This window comes from Pseudomonas sp. FW507-12TSA (assembly GCF_058781435.1).
The window spans coordinates 98,906-117,932 of sequence record NZ_JBYSWT010000003.1 but is presented as its reverse complement, the minus strand read 5'-3'; the positions used below and the strand labels follow the sequence as shown (position 1 = coordinate 117,932).

15 protein-coding genes and 1 riboswitch are annotated in these 19,027 nt (G+C 66.3%); of the genes, 1 reads left to right on the top strand and 14 read right to left on the bottom strand.

Features of this window, described 5'->3' with window-relative positions; all coding sequences use genetic code 11:
* Nucleotides 1-16 precede the first annotated feature (16 nt).
* The 7 genes from AC3WK8_RS04195 to AC3WK8_RS04165 all read right to left on the bottom strand — a co-directional run bounded on the left by AC3WK8_RS04195 (nucleotide 17) and on the right by AC3WK8_RS04165 (nucleotide 7,762).
* Nucleotides 17-508 carry a hypothetical protein gene (locus AC3WK8_RS04195; RefSeq protein ID WP_124421342.1) on the bottom strand — a complete coding sequence of 164 codons (492 nt, stop codon included), beginning with the start codon at nucleotides 506-508 and terminating at the stop codon, nucleotides 17-19.
* Between the two features lie 166 nt (nucleotides 509-674).
* Complete coding sequence (locus AC3WK8_RS04190; protein ID WP_103324484.1) at nucleotides 675-1,733, bottom strand: helix-turn-helix domain-containing protein; 1,059 nt, start codon at nucleotides 1,731-1,733, stop codon at nucleotides 675-677.
* Nucleotides 1,734-1,856: 123 nt separating this feature from the next.
* Nucleotides 1,857-2,318, bottom strand: coding sequence for a hypothetical protein (locus AC3WK8_RS04185; RefSeq protein WP_146043248.1), 462 nt, complete (start codon nucleotides 2,316-2,318; stop codon nucleotides 1,857-1,859).
* Nucleotides 2,315-3,526 (bottom strand): PAAR domain-containing protein, encoded by a 1,212-nt coding sequence (locus tag AC3WK8_RS04180; protein ID WP_085597931.1) that lies wholly within the window; start codon nucleotides 3,524-3,526, stop codon nucleotides 2,315-2,317. The genes AC3WK8_RS04185 and AC3WK8_RS04180 overlap by 4 nt, the downstream gene beginning before the upstream one ends.
* Before the next feature lie 140 nt (nucleotides 3,527-3,666).
* The gene (locus tag AC3WK8_RS04175; protein WP_103324482.1) at nucleotides 3,667-4,998 is read right to left on the bottom strand and encodes an MFS transporter; all 1,332 of its coding nucleotides are present in this window, start codon (nucleotides 4,996-4,998) and stop codon (nucleotides 3,667-3,669) included.
* Between the two features lie 44 nt (nucleotides 4,999-5,042).
* Entirely contained in the window at nucleotides 5,043-6,581 is a 1,539-nt protein-coding gene (locus AC3WK8_RS04170) for a class I adenylate-forming enzyme family protein (RefSeq protein ID WP_085597929.1), read from the bottom strand.
* A gap of 2 nt (nucleotides 6,582-6,583) precedes the next feature.
* Nucleotides 6,584-7,762 (bottom strand): acetyl-CoA acetyltransferase, encoded by a 1,179-nt coding sequence (locus tag AC3WK8_RS04165; RefSeq protein WP_085597928.1) that lies wholly within the window; start codon nucleotides 7,760-7,762, stop codon nucleotides 6,584-6,586.
* A 144-nt stretch (nucleotides 7,763-7,906) separates the two neighbouring features.
* Between AC3WK8_RS04165 and AC3WK8_RS04160 the strand changes: the two genes are divergently transcribed.
* On the top strand, nucleotides 7,907-8,479 hold the full coding sequence (locus tag AC3WK8_RS04160; RefSeq protein ID WP_085597927.1) for a response regulator transcription factor: 573 nt from the start codon (nucleotides 7,907-7,909) through the stop codon (nucleotides 8,477-8,479).
* Between the two features lie 4 nt (nucleotides 8,480-8,483).
* Here AC3WK8_RS04160 and AC3WK8_RS04155 read toward each other — a convergent pair whose 3' ends face one another.
* The 7 genes from AC3WK8_RS04155 to cobW form a co-directional block, all read right to left on the bottom strand.
* Nucleotides 8,484-9,002 carry a hypothetical protein gene (locus AC3WK8_RS04155; RefSeq protein WP_085597926.1) on the bottom strand — a complete coding sequence of 173 codons (519 nt, stop codon included), beginning with the start codon at nucleotides 9,000-9,002 and terminating at the stop codon, nucleotides 8,484-8,486.
* 85 nt (nucleotides 9,003-9,087) lie between these two features.
* Nucleotides 9,088-10,059 (bottom strand): cyclase family protein, encoded by a 972-nt coding sequence (locus AC3WK8_RS04150; RefSeq protein ID WP_103324481.1) that lies wholly within the window; start codon nucleotides 10,057-10,059, stop codon nucleotides 9,088-9,090.
* Between the two features lie 134 nt (nucleotides 10,060-10,193).
* Nucleotides 10,194-11,840 (bottom strand): phospholipase D-like domain-containing protein, encoded by a 1,647-nt coding sequence (locus AC3WK8_RS04145; protein ID WP_103324480.1) that lies wholly within the window; start codon nucleotides 11,838-11,840, stop codon nucleotides 10,194-10,196.
* A gap of 85 nt (nucleotides 11,841-11,925) precedes the next feature.
* A complete protein-coding gene (locus AC3WK8_RS04140; RefSeq protein ID WP_103324479.1) occupies nucleotides 11,926-12,525 on the bottom strand; it encodes a vWA domain-containing protein in 600 nt (199 codons plus the stop codon).
* A 53-nt stretch (nucleotides 12,526-12,578) separates the two neighbouring features.
* Nucleotides 12,579-13,589 (bottom strand): magnesium chelatase ATPase subunit I, encoded by a 1,011-nt coding sequence (locus tag AC3WK8_RS04135; RefSeq protein ID WP_103324478.1) that lies wholly within the window; start codon nucleotides 13,587-13,589, stop codon nucleotides 12,579-12,581.
* A 242-nt stretch (nucleotides 13,590-13,831) separates the two neighbouring features.
* Complete coding sequence (gene cobN / locus AC3WK8_RS04130; RefSeq protein ID WP_103324477.1) at nucleotides 13,832-17,602, bottom strand: cobaltochelatase subunit CobN; 3,771 nt, start codon at nucleotides 17,600-17,602, stop codon at nucleotides 13,832-13,834.
* Nucleotides 17,603-17,605: 3 nt separating this feature from the next.
* Nucleotides 17,606-18,673 carry a cobalamin biosynthesis protein CobW gene (gene cobW, locus AC3WK8_RS04125; RefSeq protein ID WP_022639455.1) on the bottom strand — a complete coding sequence of 356 codons (1,068 nt, stop codon included), beginning with the start codon at nucleotides 18,671-18,673 and terminating at the stop codon, nucleotides 17,606-17,608.
* Between the two features lie 97 nt (nucleotides 18,674-18,770).
* Nucleotides 18,771-18,980, bottom strand: a riboswitch (cobalamin riboswitch).
* Nucleotides 18,981-19,027: the final 47 nt, after the last annotated feature.

The window sequence follows — 19,027 nt, the reverse complement described above, 5'->3', positions numbered from 1 at the left end:
CTGGCAAGCAGCGACTTCAATTCAAGCTGTAGGACTGCAACACGCCTTGCTTGAAGTACAACTGCAGCATGTGCGCCGGGCCAGTGGGCTTGCCCATGAGCTGGTTGGTCATGCCGGCCACCACTCCATTGCCCCCCGTGGCCAGGTTGTATTCGTTGGCCGCGGCGCCGGTCACCTCATTGGACGGCACATGGCTCCAGGCCTTGGCGAGCATCTGCTGCATGGTCGAGCGTCCGGGTGCATAGCCGCCGCTGTTCACATCGCTGCGGTAGGTCCAGTACTCGCTGCCATCGGAGGCATAGCGCTTTTCCGGGGTATCGCCGCACAGGCGTTGCACATCGTCCAGCGAAGTCTTGCCGACCACGAAGTTGCGCTTGGCGAACGATGCATCGTAGATCTGCGCCTGGGGTCCGGTGCCCTGGGCCATGCCAGGGATATTCAGGCCGCCATTGCCATTGCATGCAGAGACCAGGGCCAGGGTGGCGATGCACATCAGTCGAAGTTTCATAACATCCTCTTCACGTATCCAGGAGCCTTCATGTCCCATGAACGGCTCACCTAGGGGATTCCTTTCGCGGTCGGCCGCACGGCGCGGCCCGGCCTGGGGAATGGGCGAAAAAGATGCTATCAGCGGCCCTCGGCGCCGATTGTCCTGTGAGTCTCCAACACTGTGCTCAGCGTCTCAAACGCACCTGGGTGTCGAGTCGATCAAGTACCTCGAGCAGCGATCCCGGACCTTCGACGCTCACGGCTCCAGCCTTGGCAGGTAGCGTGGCCGGGCGCCGGTCGCGGGCATCCCGGGGTGAATAGCCGAAGGCCTGGCGAAACACCCGGCTGAAGTGCGACTCACTCTTGAAGCCATGGTCGAAGGCCAGGGCCGAGATACGCTGGTTGGCGCCAAGGGGGCTTTCCAGGATCCGCCGCACCCGGTCCAGGCGGCACTGCTGGATATAGGCGACCACGCCCGACTCCTCGGCGAACAGCCGGTACAACTGGGCCCGGGAAATACCCACCTCGCGACAGATCAACTGCGGGCTCAGCTCGGCCGAGCGCAGGTGCGCCTCGATGAACCGCCGCACCCGCTGCAACAACGTGCGATTGATCGGTCCCTCGGCCTCCGCCAGGCTCTGGGCACTGGGCGCCAACGCGGCACTGACCATGGCCAGGGTCGCCTGCTCGACGGCAGCCAGTTCTTCACCATGGAACGACGGCAGTTGCCGGCGCAAGCTACGCAGGTAGTCACCCAGCAGGCTGCCCAAGGGGCCCCGGACCAGGCTGCCATGCAGGTTGGCGGCGCGGATGCGTGGGCTCAGCAGGTCCCGGGCCAGGGTCAGGATCACCGTGTCGCCTGCAATGATCTGCGAGTCCAGCTCCCGGGCCAGGTCCAGCACATAGATGCTCGAAGGCCCGGCCTGCAATGGGGTCCGGCCAGCCATGCCGTGCAACGAATGGTTCAATCCCAGGCAAAGGTACAGGTGGTCCAGGCCATCGCGGCGAATCATCTGCTGCGGGCGGCGGACACCATAGGCTACCGGCTCGCCAGCCCCGACCCAGGAGCCGCAACCGATCAGGATCGAGCCCGCGTAGCCGGTGCTCAACTGGTAGTTGAAGCGCGGCGCCAGCGCCTGCTCGATACCGATCTGGAAGATCGCGTTGACCTCGTCGCGCCACACTTCGAAGCGTTGCGCCGGCGGATAGGCCTGGCTGGAGAAATGAAAAAGATGGGGGTTCAAGGCCGCTGTCCCTGGCTGGAGGCTCAGGCTGCCGGACCCGGGCGGGTCCAGCGCCGTCGCACACCATAAACCAGGACCGCGGCCCTTGCCGACTGGTCGCGACGTACGGCCTGTGGCGCCGGCCTAGGGCCTGGGCGCCGGCAACATCTGGCGCAGCAGGTCGAGCTTCTGTGCCTGGCTCAACTGCCGCCACTGGCGATGCTGCACCAGCGCAAAATCGCAATCGACGTACTCCGGCGGCTCGGTGCCCTCCCAGTAATCCATGTTCACGCTGGCACACTGGCCGCACCTGGGCTTGATCAGCAGGCTGAAGGGCTGGCCCTTGGAATCGGGATCGCAGGCCACGCCGAACACCCGGCGCAGCAGGTCAGCACGGCGCGTGGAACTGACGCCCTGCCCTTGCAGCAACTGCTCCAGCAACCCATCGACCTCGCTATAGGTTTCGTCGTTCGGCCCATCGAGCCATACCGTCTCACCGTTGATGCTGCGCATCAGGAATTCGCCATAACTGCCGGGCATGACCTCGGGAGCCTTGAAGCGGTGGCCGCAGTCGGCGCAAACGTAGGTATACAAATAAAACTTCATGGTTCTACCGGAGTGACTATCTGGGGAGAAAGGATTTCGTTGAAATTATCCAGCACCGCCTGGTTGACCCCGCCAGGGTCGCGCTCGGAACCGAAGCGGATCACATTGTAACCCTGGTCCTTGGCGTCCATGCCGATCTGTTGGGTCTTGGAGGTGATGGGGCCACCGTTGTAGCCCCACTCCTTGGCGATCGCCGGATCGGTGAGGTCCAGGACCTTGGCCTTGCTGGCATCGACGTTGAAACGAATCCCGTGGGTCGGCTTGACGCCGTGGTGAGCCATTTCTGCCAAGGGTGTGCTGGGGCTCTCACCTACGTAGAAGGCCGCACCGAAACGGCTGTTGGGGTTGAGGTACTTCGGATCGATGCCGCTGAGCACGCCGTCGATCTTCTTCGGACTGTCAGTGACGTGATACACCGAGGCTTCCGCAGGCGGTGGCGGCCGCTTGCCCCCGGCCATCTTCGGCCCCAGCCCCAGCAAAAGCATGCCCGCCGCGCCTTGCAACAGGTCGCGGTAACCTGGCCCGAGGCGGTCGCCCAGATCGCCCAGCAAGGCCATGCCGAGGAATCCCGCACCGGTCAGCGCGGCGAATCCGGCAAAGGCCGCAAGACCGGCGAAAGCCGCCAGGACCCCAGCTCCGATCAACGCCCCCAGCCCCAGCAGCTCCAAGCCGGTATGCATCCAGCTCTCGAGGTCGAAGACAAACTCCACCTGCACGCTCGGACCACCGATCAGGGTGTTCTGGCTGCCGCTCTTGATATGCGCGCCACAGACCATCTTGCTTTGCAGGCGCGCGGCGGGCTTGCCGTTGATGGTGACCTTGGCGCTGCCTTCGGCGATCAGGACCGGAAACGGCCAGGGCGGATGGTTGAACGGCAGGCCACTGCACGAGGATGAACTGTCCTGGCCGGCGCGCATTGCCTGGCGCTGGTTGATATAGACATTGAAGCTGCCCTCCACCAGCACCCCCGTGGTGGGCTCGGGCAGGTTGAAGATGGTGCTCAGGCCCTTGACGATCTGGAACATCGACAGGCCGCCCGCGGCGATCGCACCAGCGAGAATCACCGCGGCCACCCCACCGGTGGCCGCCGTGGCGGCGATGATCGCCGCGCCGATCACGGCCCCGGCCACGGCCCCGGCGACCATGGCCGCGACCCCGAAACCGTGGGCGATTTCATCGCCAAGGCGTGCTGCGGCCAATGCGTCCATTGCGTCTATCCCCCTCCCTTGCTGAATCGCCTTGAAGGCCCGGGATATGAGCCTCGCCAGAGCCTAGTAGTATTTGCGCCTCGGGCACGCCGGCACGGAGTGAATTCAAGCAGTTGTTGGCAAAACCGTGGGCAATATCCTCAATTGGCCAGCAATCGAGAAGCCGGCCGCGGCTGTTCGCGGGCATCGTGGGTACAGGCGACGAAGTCTTCCTGGCGCAGGATCACCAGGGCCAGCAGCGAAGCGACCCCGGTCGCCACGTAGAAGTACCAGGGCGCACTGATGTCGCCGGTGAGCTTGATCAGCCAGGTGGAAATCAGCGGTGCACTGCCGCCGAACGCCGCCACCGGGATGTTGTAGGCCACCGCGATGCCGGTGGAACGGACGCGCGTCGGCAGCAACTCGCTCATCAGCGCGTAGGTCGAGGAGGCATACAACCCGAACAGGATCGCCACCGCCATCAACGGCCAGAACAGCGTGGCCGGGGTCGCCGTGGGCGCGGCCTTGAAGAACCAGTACATGGCCAGGGTCGCCAGCACGCCGATCACCATCAGGAACGGCTTGCGACCGTAGCGGTCGGTGAAGGCGCCGCCGAAAGGCATCACCAGCGCCGCTGCAAGGCTGGCGACGAACACGTAGAGCAAGGTGGTGCCGCTGTCGAACTTCAAGGTGTTGGACATGTAGGTCGAGGCGAACGTCAGCACCAGGTAGAAGATCGAGCTGTGCAGGGTGATGATGAAGAACACCAGGGCGATGGCCCGCTTCCACTGCCAGACCTCGCGCAGCGGCGCCTTGGACGTCTGCCCCGCTTCGACCAAGGCCAGGAACTCCGGGCTGTCCTCCAGCTTCAGGCGGATGTACAGCGAGATCACGCCCAAGGGCCCGGCGATCAGGAACGGGATGCGCCAGCCCCAGTCCTGCATCACCTCGGCGCCCAGGGTCCAGGTCATGCCATTGGCCACGGCACCGCCCAGCAACAGCCCGAGCACGGCGGTGACCATCAGCCAGCAGGTGGCGAAACCCCGGCGGCCCGGGCCGGCGTACTCGGAAATGAAGCTGGTGATGGTGCCGATCTCGCCCCCGGCGGAGAAGCCCTGCACGCAGCGGATCAGGATCAGGAGGATCGGCGCGGCGATACCGATGCTGGCGTAGGTCGGCAGCAAGCCCAGCAGGCAGGTGGAAGCGGACATCAGCACCAGCACGGTGATCAGGGTCTTGCGCCGGCCGATCTTGTCGGCCAGTGGACCGAAGCACAGGCCGCCCAGGGGCCGGATGAAGAAACTCAGGGCAAAGGCAGCGAAGCTCGCCAGCAGGCTGCTGGTGGGGTCGTCGGAGACAAAGAAGGCCTTGCCGATGTACAGGGCGAGGAAACCGTAGACGCCGTAGTCGTACCACTCGATCAAGTGGCCGGAAGTGGCGCCGATGAAGGCCCGGCGCCGCTGGCGCCGGGAGTTGGAAGGTGGCACGCCCATGTCGGGGACTCCTGTCGTGGTGCTATCCATGGAAAAAAGTTGTGTCAGAGCTCGGCCAGTGCCTGTGCAGGGTCCTTGAGCCACTGGCGCAGGCGGGTCTTGAGGATCTTGCCGTAGCTGTTCTTCGGCAGCTCGGCGCAGAACAGGTACTTGCGCGGCTTCTTGAACGAGGCCATGCGCTCCACGAACCACTGGCCGAGGGCCTGCTCATCGAGGCTCGCCGATGAGCGTGCGACCACGAAGGCCACCACAGACTCGCCCCACTCGGCGTCGGCCTCGCCCACCACGCAGACCTCGAACACGCCGGGGTGCTGCATCAGCACTTCCTCGACTTCCCGCGGGTAGATGTTGCTGCCGCCGGAAATGATCACGTCCTTGCAGCGGTCGGTCAGGGTCAGGTAGCCCTGCCCATCGAGGAAACCCACATCGCCGGTACGCAGCCAACCGTCCACCAGGGCCGCCTGGGTGGCTTGCGGATTGTTCCAGTAGCCCTGCATCACCGGCGCCCCGCGCACGGCGATTTCTCCCGGTTCGCCGGGCGCCAGGGGCTGGCCCGAAGCATCCAGGACCTGCACTTCGACGCAGGCCTGGGCCCGCCCGACCGAAGCGGCGATGGCCGGCCAGGCGGCCTGGTCACGGTCGGCGATGGTCTCCCGGGACAAGGCAGTGATGGTCATCGGGCATTCGCCCTGGCCGTATATCTGCACCAGTCGTGGGCCGAAGGTATCCAGGGCCGCGGTCAGGTCCGCCAGGTACATCGGGCCGCCGCCGTAGACGATGGTCTTGATGCCCTGTCCGGCATAACCCTGCTGCCGCGCCTGCTCCACCATGCGCTTGACCATGGTAGGCGCGGCGAACAGGCTGACCTGTCCCAGCTCTTGCGCCAGCTCGAACAGCTCCTGTGCCTGGAAGCCCCGGGACGCCGGCACCACGTGCCGGGCGCCACAGCGTACGTGGATGAAGTTGTACAACCCGGCGCCATGGGACAGCGGCGCGGCATAGACCACCGCGTCGTCCGCCGAGACCGGATCGACATCCAGCGGGTAGCACAGGGACATGGCCAGCAGGTTGCCGTGGGACAGCATCACCCCCTTGGAGCGCCCGGTGGTGCCGGAGGTATAGAACAGCCAGGCCAGGTCGCTGTCCTGTCGCGGGCAGGGCTCCAGGAGCTCGGCACCTGCCGCCTCCCCAGGCATGGCCGCCGCTACCGCCAGTTCGCGACAGCCCTCTGGCAGCGCCGTACCGTCGAAGACCCGGCCGTCGTCGGTGTAGATCAACCGCGCCCCTGCATTACCGGCGATCCAGGCGGCCTCCAGGGCGTGCAGCTTGTGGTTGATCGGCACCGCCACCGCCCCGCTCCACCAGATGGCGTACAGCAGTTCGAGATAGGCGCAGCTGTTCTTCAACAGCAGCGCCACCCGTTCGCCGGGGACGATGCCATGCTGTTGGCGCAGCTCCAGGGCCCGGTCGCGGGCCCTGGCGGCAAACGCCTGGTAGTCGGCAACCTGCCGGCTACCCTCGAACAGCGCCGCGCGCTGCGGCCAGCGCTGGGCCGCATCGAGCAGCCATTGGGCGATATTCATCCTCAGGTCCTGACCGCTTGCAGCACGCTGGCATAGTTGGCCACGGCCATGCCGCCCATGTTGAACAGCAGGCCGAATTCGGCGCCGGGCACGCCCAGGCCAATGGGCTCGCCGACCAGCTGGGCAAAGCCCAGGGCATGCATCGATACCCCGGTGGCCCCCACCGGGTGTCCCTTGGCCTTGAGCCCGCCGGACAGGTTCACCGGCAGGCGTCCGCCCTGGCGCACGATGCCGTCGTCGATGGCGCGGTGCCCCTCGCCCTTGGGCGCCAGGCCCATGGCCTCGTAGATCAGCAGTTCAGCGATGGTGAAGCAGTCGTGGACCTCGGCGAAGCTCAGGTCGCCCAGGGTCACCCCGGACTCACGCAGCGCACCATGGATCGCCCGCTGCGGGCCTTCGAAGGCCAGCACGTCGCGGCTGGCCATGGGCAGCAGGTCGTTGACCTGGACCATGGCGCGGATCGCTACCTGGCGCCGCATCGAGCGGGCGCGATGGGACGAGGCCAGGACGATCGCCGCCGCGCCGTCGCTGATCAGCGAGCAGTCGGTCAGGCGCAGCGGCGGCGCGATCAGCGGGTTGCTCTGGGAGACGCTGTTGCAGTGCTCGAAATCCATCAACCGGTGCATCTGCGCCAGGGGGTTGGCCATGGCGTTGGCGTGGTTCTTCACCGCGATCGCCGCCATCGAGGCCAGCGGGCTGTGGTAGCGCTCGGTGTACTGCTGCGCCACCTGGCCGAACAACTGGGCGAAGCTCAGGCCGGCCTCCCGCGTATCGTTCTGGTAGCCGGCGCCAGCCAGGGCCCGGGTGACCTCGGCGGTGCTGTTGCTGGTCATTTTCTCCGCGCCCACCACCAGCACCAGTTCGGCGGCGCCACTGCGGATCGCGTTGATCCCGGCCTGGATCGCCGCCGAACCGGAAGCACAGGCGTTCTCGCAACGGGTGGCAGGCTTGAAGCGCAGTTGGGGATCGGCCTGGAGCATCAGCGAGGCGGGAAAACCATCGGACACCAGGCCGGAGTTGAAGTGGCCGAGAAACAGTGCGTCGATCTCGGCTGCATCGATCGCAGCGTCCGCCAGGGCTTCGCGCGTGACCTTGACGATCAGGTCTTCGAGGTTCAGGCCGTCCAGGCGACCGAAAGGGCTATGGGCGGCAGCGACGATGGATACGGAATCGTGGGTCATGGTGATTTTCTTCTGTCCTTGAAGCGGGGATTCCATAGAATGATCCAGCGCCCGAATCCCAAGCTAGTTGGGGCAACTACCTACTCCTGTACGTAGCGCCCGCCTCCTGGCAAGTGCGCCGACCATCTCGAGGCAGGATGCCCAATGACCCTACATACCCAGCGATTCCAGGACCTCGAGCGCCTGGCGTTCCAGGTTTCCCCCGCACCGCAGTTGATCACCGGGCACCGACGGATACTCGACTGCAACCAGGCCTTCGTCCGCCTGTTCGGTTATGAACGCGAGCACCTGCGCGACCACCTGACCCTGCTGCTGTACCCCTCGCACGCCGACTACCAGAGCATTGGTGAACGCAGCGAACACTGGCTGCGCAGCGGCCCCAGCGATTCCTACAGCGACGAACGCTTCATGCAGCATCGCAATGGCGAGGTGTTCTGGGCCCGGGCCCAGGGGTTCTCCCTGACCCCGCTGGACCCGTTCGAGCTGATGGTCTGGCACTTCGAGCGCCTGGACCGCCAGCCGGCGCCGTCGATCCGCCTGACCCCGCGCGAACGAGAGATATCCCTGCATATCGTCAACGGCCTGACCTGCAAGGAGGTGGCGCGCAGGCTGGGCATCTCCCATCGCACCGTGGAAGTGCACCGCGCCCGGCTGATGAAGAAACTTCAGGCCAAGAACAGTGCGGAGCTGGTGTCGAAGATCATCTTCATCGGTTGAGGAGCTAGGCCAGCATCTGGCTGGCACTGATGCGCAGCAATTGCAACGGGCCGACCGTGGCCCCCTGCACACTGCCACCCTCGTGCAGGATCTGGTTCACGGCATCCATCTCGGCGCTGCGGCCGGCGACCAGCTGGTAAGTGCTGCTGGGCAACTCGGCGGTGAAGCCCTGCTCGACGGTCCAGTAGGCCAGGGTCAGCGCGGCGGTGAAGTAATGCTGGCTGGCAACCGGTACCTGTACCTCTTCGTCGTTGTCGTCATAGACGATGAAATGCCCGACGAAGGATGCCACCCCCAGGCGCTTGAGCATGGGCCAGCTCAGGGCCGCGGGCACGAAGGCATTGAGCTTTTCGGCAATGATCGGCGAATAGCCCCGTTCTTGCAGCAGCTCGACGATCCGGTCCTCGTCGGCCTCGGGGTGGGCTCCCATGACTTGCAAGGCATCGAGCACGGCGCGGTGGGCGGTTTCATGATCGACGTCGGGAGAACAATGGGCACAGTCTGGCGGGCAGGTATCGCTCATGGCAGGTCGAAGGTCCATATCGGTGGTGGAAAACGCGCGGCAGGGTAAACCCTTGGCCGCCCGGACTCCAGCACCCTGGCTGGCGCTACTTGATCACCACCGGGTTCACCGGGGCGCCGCTGCCGCCGACGATCTTCAACGGCGCGGCGGTGTAGAGGAAAATCCACTGGCCATCGGCCGCGCAGTCCTCGGCCAGGTCCTCGAGCAGCACGATCTCGGTGAAGGCGATGCCCAGGTTGCGCATCAGTGCGCAATGCAGCGGGATCTGCACCCCCGACGCCGGATCGGTGATCACCTCGTTGGCGATGGTATCGGTCACCAGGTTGGGGATCTCCATCTGGTCGAACCACTCCACCAGCTCCCGGCTATAGGTCAGCCCCGGCTCCACCAGGTCCTTGAAGAACTCGGTCTTGCCGTACTCATAGAAAGCACCCATGGAGCCGGTGCGGATGATCAGGATGTCACGCTTCTCGATGACAACGCCCTGGGCCTTGGCCGCGGCCAGCAGGTCCCGGTGATCGAAGGTCTCGCCACGGCCCAGGTACTTCTTGCCCCGGTGGCGGGCCATGTCGATCAGTACCGCACGCCCCACGATCCCGCGTTCGGCGATCGGCAGCACGCTGGCCTTGGCCATGCCACCCACCGTGGTGCTGGCGTCGTAGCCGTTCCACAACTGGTTGTCGTACCAGGCATGGCCCAGGGCGTCGTACTGGGTCGAGCCCTGCAACTGCATGAAGATCACGTCGTCGCAATACTCGGCACCGCCGCCCATCGAGGGCTGCTTGCCGGCCTGGTAGTGACTGCGGTCCAGGGTGTTGAAGCGCATGGATGGGCTGCGCGCCGGCCACATCGGATCGCCGCCCGGATGGCCGATCTGCACCTGCAGGGTGAAGGTCTTGCCCTGGCGCACCGCGGCAACGCCACGCAGCACCTCGGCCTGCTGCAGGTAGTTGAGGGCGCCGACCTCGTCGTCTGGCCCCCATTTGCCCCAGTTCCTGGGCAGTCCCTCGAGGAGCCTGGCGATATCGGGCTGGTTGTTGTGGTCGATCCCGCACATATCGATTGCACTCCTTAGCTTGGGTTGGAACAGCCGGACGCCTTCTATACACAACGAGCGCAGTCCAGAGCAAGGTAAGTGTTGCCAGCGCAAGAGTCTCCGAGCCGTGCCTGCCCGGGGTCCTTTGCCCAACCTCAACGCCCGGAAAAACGCAGGCGCGAGAGCTGGCGCAAGTCGCCTTCCTGGTAATAGTCGTCGCTCCAGCTATCGTTGGTGGCCAGGGGCTGGACCTGCTTGAGCGCCAGTTGCCGGGCGAAGTAACGGAACCGGTAGTGCTCGTAGAACCGCAGCAGTTCCAGGCCATAGCGGTCCGCCAGGTCGGTATCGCCGCGGATGATCAGGAAGTTCTCGTCGTTGCCCTGGCTGGCGCCGACGCTGAGGTTGTGGCTGCCGCTGATGATCACCGGCGCATCGCTGGTGAAATCGGTGACCACCGCCTTGGTGTGCACCAGCAAGTTGCCCTTCTGCCCCTTGAGGCCTTCCTTGAGCCAGCCTTCCAGGCCGTTGTTGAGCAAGGCCGTAGCGGCGAACTCCGCCGTGCGGTCGGCATGGAAACCGGTGATGCGGCTGGCGGTGTTCTGCAGGCCATAGCGCAGCACGTCGTCGTGGGGCTGGCCGAGCAAGGCATCGAGGATCCGGTCGGGCAAGGCAAAGGCGGTGACGAACAGCAAGTCACGGCGGGCGCCGTTGATGATCCGCACGAACTCGTCGAGGTCGCCCTGCCCGGTTCGCGGCGAGAAACCGGCGAACAGCGCTGCCGCAGGCTGCATGGGGTTGTGCTGGGTCAACCATTTGCGGGTGGCACCGACATCCGCCGGCGCTGCCCAGATCTGCTCGAACACTTGCAGGTAGCGGCTGGCGATGTCCGTGTTGTCCAGGCAGTGCACCACGTTGGCCTGGCGGTACACGCCATTGGCGGTGAAGTTGGTGCTGCCGCACAGGACCGCGATGTCCTGGCGCTGCCCGCCGGCATCCAGGCGGCCGAGGACGATGAACTTGTCGTGGAAGATGGCGTGGGTCACTCGCCCGCGCTTACAAGCCTCGGGCAAGTGCTGCAGGCTGGCCTGGTTCTGCGCCGTGTCATCGTCCCCGGGACCTGCGTGATACAGCACCCGCACCTGCACGCCCCGGTCGAAAGCGGCATTGACCGCAGTGACAATGGCCGGCAACTGGTACTCGTAGATGGCGATATCCAGGCACCAGCTGGCATCGGCGGCCCGCTGGATGAACCCCAGCAGCTGCCCCAGCAGGCCGTTTTCCAGCCATTGCCGGGGCGCGTCCGGCCAGGCTTCGATGGGCAGGTTCTTGTTGGCGCTGAGCAAAGCGTCCAGTTCGGGAAACTTGCGCGAGAACGCCTGGCTGGCGGCCACTGCACGATTGAAGATCACCCGTTGCCCGGCAGGCAGGCCATTATCGGCGGTGATGCCAAGTTGCAGCATTTCTCCCAATTGCGGCGCAGCGGCGCTGCCATAGACCAGGTACACCCGGTAATTGAGGGTGGCGCCGGGGTGGACGGCGTAGTCGGCCCAACGGAATTTCTGCAACGGCGCCTGGTTGCTGGGCGTGGCGTTGTACTGGGGGAAGGTGTGGGTCTTGCCGGGGAAAGTCAGGCTGTTGAACAGGAACAGCCAGGGCTTGTCGCCGGTCTGTTTCTCGATGGCGAAACCCAGCAAGCCCTGGCGCCGGCTTGCATCCAGGTCCATGGCCAGGAGCACGCCATTGGTGCCAGCGTAGGCCTTGACCCGAAAATCGTCCTTGTCGTTGTGCACCAGTACCCGCATGGCATCGCTCCACTGATTGGCGCAGGCAGTGTAGCTGCCGCTACCGGCTGTGCATGGCTCGGCACGAGCCACGGGGATTGGGGCGCTACAGGTCGATGTGGTGGTAGTCGGCACCCAGGCGCTGGGCCAGCTCCCGGGCGCGACCGAGGCGGATCGGGCTGCGCTCGATGTCCAGCAACAGGGTCGGACAGTTCAGAGCGTCGACCGGCGGCAGGGTCTTCAGGCGCCCATCGGTGATCAGCAGCACCCGCTGCTGTTCCGCCGGCCAGCGCCGTTGCCGCTGCTCCAGCCACTGCCGGGCCTCGGCCAGGGCCTGGGGCAATGGCGTACCGCCGCCGGCGCCCAGGCCATCGAGCCAGTGCCGCAAGTCCTTGGAAGCCTTGAGCCCCTGGACCTGCCAGCGGGGCGCCCGACCGCTGGCGGTGAGCAAGGCCAGGCGCGCCCGCTGCCGGTAGGCATCGTCGAACAGCTGCGCCAGCAGGCCCTTGGCATCGCTCAGGGCGTGATGCCGGCGCGTCGAGGCCGAGGCGTCGACGATCACCAGCCACAACTCATGGGGCGTGCGACTGCGCAGTTGCCACAGCAGGTCCTCGACCAGGCGTGGGCGGCCCTTGAGCAAGGTGCCTGGCCAGTTGATGCGACCGCAACTCGCCGCCCGGCTGCGGCCTTGTCGTCCCTGGTCCAGGCGCCCCGGCCGGGGCTTGGCATCCGCCCCCAGGCCAGAGCGGGAACGGATGCCTAGGGCTTTTTTGGCCAGCTGGGTACCTCGCGCCGGGCGCCGGTGGGCAGTGCCTGGGCCGGCATGTCACCCCATTGGCCCGCGCCTTCGCTGGCCTCGCGCTGCGCCCCGGACTGCTGCGGTGCCGGCGACTGGGGCTGCTGCGCCGATGCGGCGGGCGCCTGCCCGCGCCGATGGCGCAAGGCGAATTCCGCCACCGCGTCGATATCCTCCTCGGCGATGGCCGAAGCGCCACGCCAGGCGGCATGGGCCCGGGCGGCCCGCAGCCAGACCAGGTCGGCACGCAAGCCGTCGACCCCGGCGGCGAAACAGCGCTCGGTGATCTGCGCCAGGGCCTGGTCATCCAGGGCGATACGCTCCAGCAGCGTCCGCGCCTGCTGGCAGCGCTGGCGCAGTTCGGCCTGGGCCTGGGCCCATTGGTTGCAGAAGCCCTGCGGATCACTGTCGAAATCCAGGCGCCGACGGATGATCTGCCCCCGTTCCAGGGGCAGGACCTGGCCGCTCAAGGCCACGTTGAGGCCGAAGCGGTCCAGCAGTTGCGGGCGCAACTCGCCCTCCTCCGGGTTCATGGTGCCGATCAGCACGAACTTGGCCGAATGCCGCTGGGAAATGCCATCGCGCTCGATGAGGTTGGTGCCACTGGCCGCCACGTCCAGCAGCAAGTCCACCAAGTGGTCGGGCAGCAGGTTGACCTCATCGACATACAACACCCCGCCGTCGGCCTTGGCCAGAACGCCCGGGGAGAACTGCGCCCGCCCCTCGCCCAGGGCTGCATCCAGGTCCAGGGTACCCACCAGCCGCTCTTCGCTGGCCCCCAGGGGCAAGGTGACGAACTGCCCGCTGGCCAGCAAATCCGCCAGCCCCCGGGCCAGGGTCGACTTGGCCATGCCCCGTGGCCCCTCGATCAACACGCCACCGATCTTCGGGTCGATGGCGGTCAGGCACAGGGCCAGCTTCAGGGCATCGGCGCCGACCACGGCCGACAAGGGGAAATGCGGGGTGTCGCTCATCTGGGGTTCTCGCTTGGGTCTGGGTGTCCCGAAGGACGATTTCGCGAGCCGGCTCGCGATCGAGTGCGCAGCATTCACCGCCTCAGGGCACCTCTTAAAAACGTAGGCGAGGCAGTCAGTGCAAGGCAAAAACAGGTGAAAAAGCGCAGTTTACAAGGGGTAAATGAGCATTTTGACCGGGCTGGCGCACCAGCCTGTTTTTAACGCGGCGATGACAACGCAGGTAGTTTTTTAAGGTGCCCTCAGGAGTCTTCTTCTATATCCAGCAGCAGATGCTCCAGGGCCTCGCGATAAGCTCCGGGCTCCTGCCACAGGCCGCGCTGCTGGGCCTCCAGCAAACGCTCGGTCATATCGCGCAAGGCGTGGGGATTATGCTGGCGAACGAACTCGCGGGTCGAGTCGTCCAGCAGGTAGGCATCGGCCAGCAAGGCGTATTGATGGTCGTCGATCAGTTCGGTGGTGGCATCGAAGGCGAACAGGTTGTCCAGGGTCGCGGCCATTTCGAAGGCCCCCTTGTAACCGTGGCGCTTGACCCCCTCGATCCATTTCGGGTTCACCGCCCGGGAACGGATCACCCGGTTGAGCTCTTCCTTGAGGCTGCGGATCTTCGGCAGGTCGGGCTGGCTGTGATCGCCGTGGTAGCTGGCGACCTTGGCCCCGCCCAGGCTTTCCACCGCCGCCAGCATGCCGCCCTGGAACTGGTAGTAGTCGTTGGAATCCAGCAGGTCGTGCTCGCGGTTGTCCTGGTTCTGCACCACCGCCTGGACCCGGCCCAGGCGAGCGGCGAACTGCTCGCGGGCGGCGGTGCCTTCATCGCTGCCGCCGTAGGCGTAGCCGCCCCAGTTGAGGTAGACCTCGGCCAGGTCCTCGCGGCTCTGCCACAGCCGACCGTCGATGGCGCCCTGGACCCCGGCGCCATAGGCCCCGGGCTTGGCCCCGAAGATCCGCCAGCCAGCCTGGCGCGCCGCTGCTTCCGGGTCCAGGCCGCCAGCCTGCAAGGCTTCGCGTTCGGCACGGACCCTGGCCGCCAGGGGGTTCATGTCGGCCGGCTCGTCCAGGGCAGCCACCGCCTGCACCGCCGCGTCGAACAGGCGGATGAGGTTGGCGAAGGCATCGCGGAAGAACCCGGAAATCCGCAGGGTCACGTCGACCCGGGGCCGGTCCAGCAGGCTCAGGGGCAGGATCTCGAAGTCGTCGACCCGCTGGCTGCCGGTGGCCCAGACGGGCCGCACGCCCATCAGCGCCATGGCCTGGGCGATATCGTCGCCACCGGTGCGCATGGTGGCCGTGCCCCAGACCGACAGGCCCAGCTGCAGCAGGTGGTCGCCGTGATCCTGCAGGTGGCGCTCGAGGATCAGGTTGGCCGACTGGAAGCCGATGCGCCAGGCAGTGGTGGTGGGCAGGTTGCGCACATCCACGGAATAGAAATTGCGCCCGGTGGGCAGCACGTCCAGGCGCCCGCGACTGGGCGCGCCGCTGGGGCCCGCCGGCACGAAGCGGCCTTGCAGGGCATCGAGCAGGCCGCGCATCTCCGCCGGGCCGCAGGCATCCAGGCGCGGTGCCACTACCTCGCGCAAGCCCTCGATGATGCTGCGCACCGGCTCCCAGCCGGCTTCGTCCAGTTGCGCCACCGGGCCTTGCAAGGCTGCCTCGATCAAGCGCCCGGCGTAGATTTCCAGACGTTCACGCACATCGCCAGCGGTGCGCCACAAAGCATCGCTGAGCTGTTGCAGGGGCTGTGGGCGCCGCCCGGTCCAGGGTTCGGCCAGGGCGCAATCCAGCGGATCGAACCCCAACTCGAAGGCCTTGGCCAGGGCCCGCAACAGGCTGGCGTGGGCGCCCTTGCCATCCCCCCGAGGGATGCGCAGCAGGGCCAGCAACGTATCGATGCGCAAGCGCCCTTCTGGCGACTCGCCGAACACATGCAGGCCGTCGCGGATCTGCGATTCCTTGAGATCGCACAGGTAGGTGTCCAGCCGTGGCAGCCAGAGCGCCGCATCGGCTTCGCCTTCCAGTGGTCCGTCCAGTTGCAGCTCGCGGTCGATCTGGGTCTCGCGCACCAGGCGCAAGATGTCCCGTTGCAGCTCCCGGGCGCGGCGCGGGTCGAGCAACTGGGCCTCGTAATACTCGTCGGCCAACAACTCCAGGTTACGCAGCGGGCCATAGGTTTCGGCGCGGGTCAGGGGCGGCATCAGGTGATCGATGATCACCGCCTGGGTCCGGCGCTTGGCCTGGGCACCCTCCCCTGGGTCGTTGACGATGAACGGGTAGATGTTCGGCAGCGGCCCCAGCAAGGCGTCCGGCCAGCACTGGGCCGACAGGCCGACGCCCTTGCCCGGCAGCCACTCGAGGTTGCCGTGCTTGCCGACGTGGATCACTGCGTGGGCGCCGTAGACCTGGCGCAGCCAGAAATAGAACGCCAGGTAGGCATGGGGCGGCACCAGGTCCGGGTCGTGGTACACCGCGCTGGGGTCGACCTGGTAACCCCGGGCCGGCTGGATGCCGATGAAAGTCAGGCCCAGGCGCAGGCCAGCGACCATCAGCCGCCCGTTGCGGAACATCGGGTCCTGCTCCGGGGCGCCCCAGCGCTCCAGCACCGCTTGGCGATTGACCTCGGGCAGTGCCTGGAACAGGCGCTGGTAATCGTCCAGGGCCAGGCTCTGCTGGCAAGGGCGCAGGTCGAGGCTGTCCAGATCGTTGCTGACGCCACCGAGCAATTGCTGGATCAGCTCGGTGCCGCTGGCCGGCAGCTCGCCAGGCAGCGGATAACCCTCGGCCTGCAAGGCCTTGAGAATGTTCAGCGCCGCCGCCGGAGTATCCAGGCCCACGCCGTTGCCGATGCGCCCGTCGCGGGTCGGGTAGTTGGCCAGGACCAGGGCGATGCGCTTCTGGTGGTTGTCCAGGCGGCCCAGCTCGACCCAGTTGCTTGCCAGCCGGGCGACGAAGTCCATGCGCTCGGGCTGGCCGCGGTAGCAGACCACGTCCGACTGGCTGCGCTCACTGCGCCAGGCCAGGTCCTTGAAGCTGATAGGCCGGCTGATGATGCGTCCATCCAGTTCGGGCAAGGCGATGTGCATGGCCAGGTCCCGTGGGCCCAGGCCCTGTTCGCTGGCCTGCCAGCCCGGCTCGTTGTCCTGGGCGCAGATGGCCTGGATCACCGGGATGTCGCGGCGAAACGGTCGCAGGTGCGGCGCCTCGGGGCTGGACTGGGCGAAACCGGTGGTGTTGAGGATCACTCCCGCACCGGTCTCATCCAGCCAGTCTTGCACCTGCGCCAGGCAGCCAGGCTCCTTGAGGCTGGCCACGGCGATCGGCAAGGGGTTGAGACCGGCAGCCGCAAGGCGCTGGCAGAACAGGTCGATGAATGCGGTGTTGGCCGCCTGCAAGTGCGAGCGATAGAACAGCAGCGCCGCCACCGCCTGGCCGGGCTGCCAGTGGGCCTGCCAATCCGCCAGGCTGGCCTGGCTCCTGGCCGGGTGATAGAGCGCGGTGCGCGGCAGCACCTGCGGTTCGCTCCAGGAGTAATCGCGCCCCAGCAAGCCGCTCAGGCAGCGGTAGAAATTCAACGCATTTTCTCGCCCGCCCTGTCGCAGGAACTGCCACAGGCGGTCGCGCTCCACGGCCGACACCGTGCTCAGGTCGCTGAGCTCCGGGTCGGGCCGGTCGTCCCCCGGCACCAGGATCAGTTGCACCCCGCGCCGGGACAGCTCCACCAGTTGCTCGACGCCATAACGCCAGTAGGCGATGCCACCGTGCAGGGAAATCAGGATGACCTTGGCATGGCGCAGCACCTGGTCGACGTACAGGTCCACCGAGGCGTGGTTCTGCACCTGCATCGGGTTGGCCAGGCGAAAGCTGGGGTAGTCCGCTGGCAGTTGCTCGGCGGCCTCGGCCAGCAGCGCCAGGCTGGAGTCGCCGCTGCACAGGATCACCAGCTCGGCGGGGGTTTGTCCAAGGTCGGCGATGTTGTCATCCGACACGAATCCGCCGGGCTGGGTCCTGAGCAGGTGCATGGGTCAGGCGCCCAGGGCGGCGCGCAGTTGCGCTTCCAGCTGGGTTGCATCCAGTTCCTGGCCGATCAGCACCAGGCGGGTGATGCGTTTCTCATCAGCGCCCCACTTGCGGTCGAAGTGCTTGTCGAAACGGGTGCCCACGCCCTGGAGCAGCAGGCGCATCGGCTTGCCGGGGATCGCCGCAAAACCCTTGACCCGCAGGATGCCGTGCTTGACCACCAGTTGGGTCAGGGCATCGAGCAGCAGGCTTTCGTCGGCCTCGGGCAGCTCGATGGAGATCGAGTCGAAGGCGTCGTGGTCATGGTCATCATGATCGTCGCCGTCATGGTGGTGGTCATGGTGGCTGTGACGGCTGTCGATGTGCTCCTCGGAACCGGCACCCACGCCCAGCAGTACGTCCAGGGGCAGGCGCCCGCTGCTGGCCTCGATCACCTTGACCGCCGGCGGCAGCTCCTCGGCCACTTCCTGGCGGACCTTGGCCAGGTCGGCCGGGTCGATCAGGTCGGTCTTGTTGAGGATCACCAGGTCGGCGCTGGACAACTGGTCGGCGAACAGCTCGTGCAGTGGCGACTCGTGGTCCAGGTTGGGGTCGAGCTTGCGCTGGGCGTCCACCTGGTCCGGGAAGGCGGCGAAGGTGCCGGCGGCCACGGCCGGGCTGTCGACCACGGTGATCACCGCATCGACGGTGCAGGCGCTGCGGATTTCCGGCCACTGGAAGGCTTGCACCAGGGGCTTGGGCAGGGCCAGGCCGCTGGTTTCGATGAGGATATGGTCCAGGTCGCCACGGCGGGCCACCAGTTCACGCATCACCGGGAAGAATTCTTCCTGCACGGTGCAGCACAGGCAGCCGTTGGCCAATTCGAAGACCCGGCCGCTGGCCTCTTCCTCGGTGCAGCCGATGGAGCACTGCTTGAGGATCTCGCCGTCGATGCCCAGTTCGCCGAACTCGTTGACGATCACCGCGATACGACGGCCCTGGGCGTTGTCCAGCATGTGCCGCAGCAAGGTGGTCTTGCCCGAGCCCAGGAAGCCGGTGACGATGGTGACGGGAAGTTTGGCCAGTGTTTTCATCGGATGCCCTTTTGGCGAAGGAGGCGGGCATACGGGACGACAGGCACGGCGCGGGCCAGGTGCTGATTTCGCCACCGGATCACCCCGCCCGGTTGTAGTGAGAATCTGGGTCGAGGCAGGTCTCCTGGCTGGGGGCTTGCCAGTCCAGGACTGACGCTTCCTGTGCCTTCCCGCCAGCGTCATGGACGCCAGGCAGTGGCCGTGCAGGAATGGAACCCTTCACAGTTGCGGGGGCAGCCGCGGCTTCTACCGCGTTCCCGTCTTAGCTTCGACCGCTGGCCGAAGAACCTCGAAGGCGCAAGGCTACGCAGAGCGCGGAGGACGGTCAATGCACATATGCGGCGGCTTCCCGTG

Bases quoted from the DNA above. Each gene is read 5' to 3' on its own strand.
- AC3WK8_RS04195 (WP_124421342.1), bottom strand. From the start codon at position 508: ATGAAACTTCGACTGATGTGCATCGCCACCCTGGCCCTGGTCTCTGCA.
- AC3WK8_RS04185 (WP_146043248.1), bottom strand. From the start codon at position 2,318: ATGAAGTTTTATTTGTATACCTACGTTTGCGCCGACTGCGGCCACCGC.
- AC3WK8_RS04180 (WP_085597931.1), bottom strand. From the start codon at position 3,526: ATGGACGCATTGGCCGCAGCACGCCTTGGCGATGAAATCGCCCACGGT.
- AC3WK8_RS04175 (WP_103324482.1), bottom strand. From the start codon at position 4,998: ATGGGCGTGCCACCTTCCAACTCCCGGCGCCAGCGGCGCCGGGCCTTC.
- AC3WK8_RS04170 (WP_085597929.1), bottom strand. From the start codon at position 6,581: ATGAATATCGCCCAATGGCTGCTCGATGCGGCCCAGCGCTGGCCGCAG.
- AC3WK8_RS04165 (WP_085597928.1), bottom strand. From the start codon at position 7,762: ATGACCCACGATTCCGTATCCATCGTCGCTGCCGCCCATAGCCCTTTC.
- AC3WK8_RS04160 (WP_085597927.1), top strand. From the start codon at position 7,907: ATGACCCTACATACCCAGCGATTCCAGGACCTCGAGCGCCTGGCGTTC.
- AC3WK8_RS04155 (WP_085597926.1), bottom strand. From the start codon at position 9,002: ATGAGCGATACCTGCCCGCCAGACTGTGCCCATTGTTCTCCCGACGTC.
- AC3WK8_RS04150 (WP_103324481.1), bottom strand. From the start codon at position 10,059: ATGTGCGGGATCGACCACAACAACCAGCCCGATATCGCCAGGCTCCTC.
- AC3WK8_RS04145 (WP_103324480.1), bottom strand. From the start codon at position 11,840: ATGCGGGTACTGGTGCACAACGACAAGGACGATTTTCGGGTCAAGGCC.
- AC3WK8_RS04135 (WP_103324478.1), bottom strand. From the start codon at position 13,589: ATGAGCGACACCCCGCATTTCCCCTTGTCGGCCGTGGTCGGCGCCGAT.
- cobN (WP_103324477.1), bottom strand. From the start codon at position 17,602: ATGCACCTGCTCAGGACCCAGCCCGGCGGATTCGTGTCGGATGACAAC.
- cobW (WP_022639455.1), bottom strand. From the start codon at position 18,673: ATGAAAACACTGGCCAAACTTCCCGTCACCATCGTCACCGGCTTCCTG.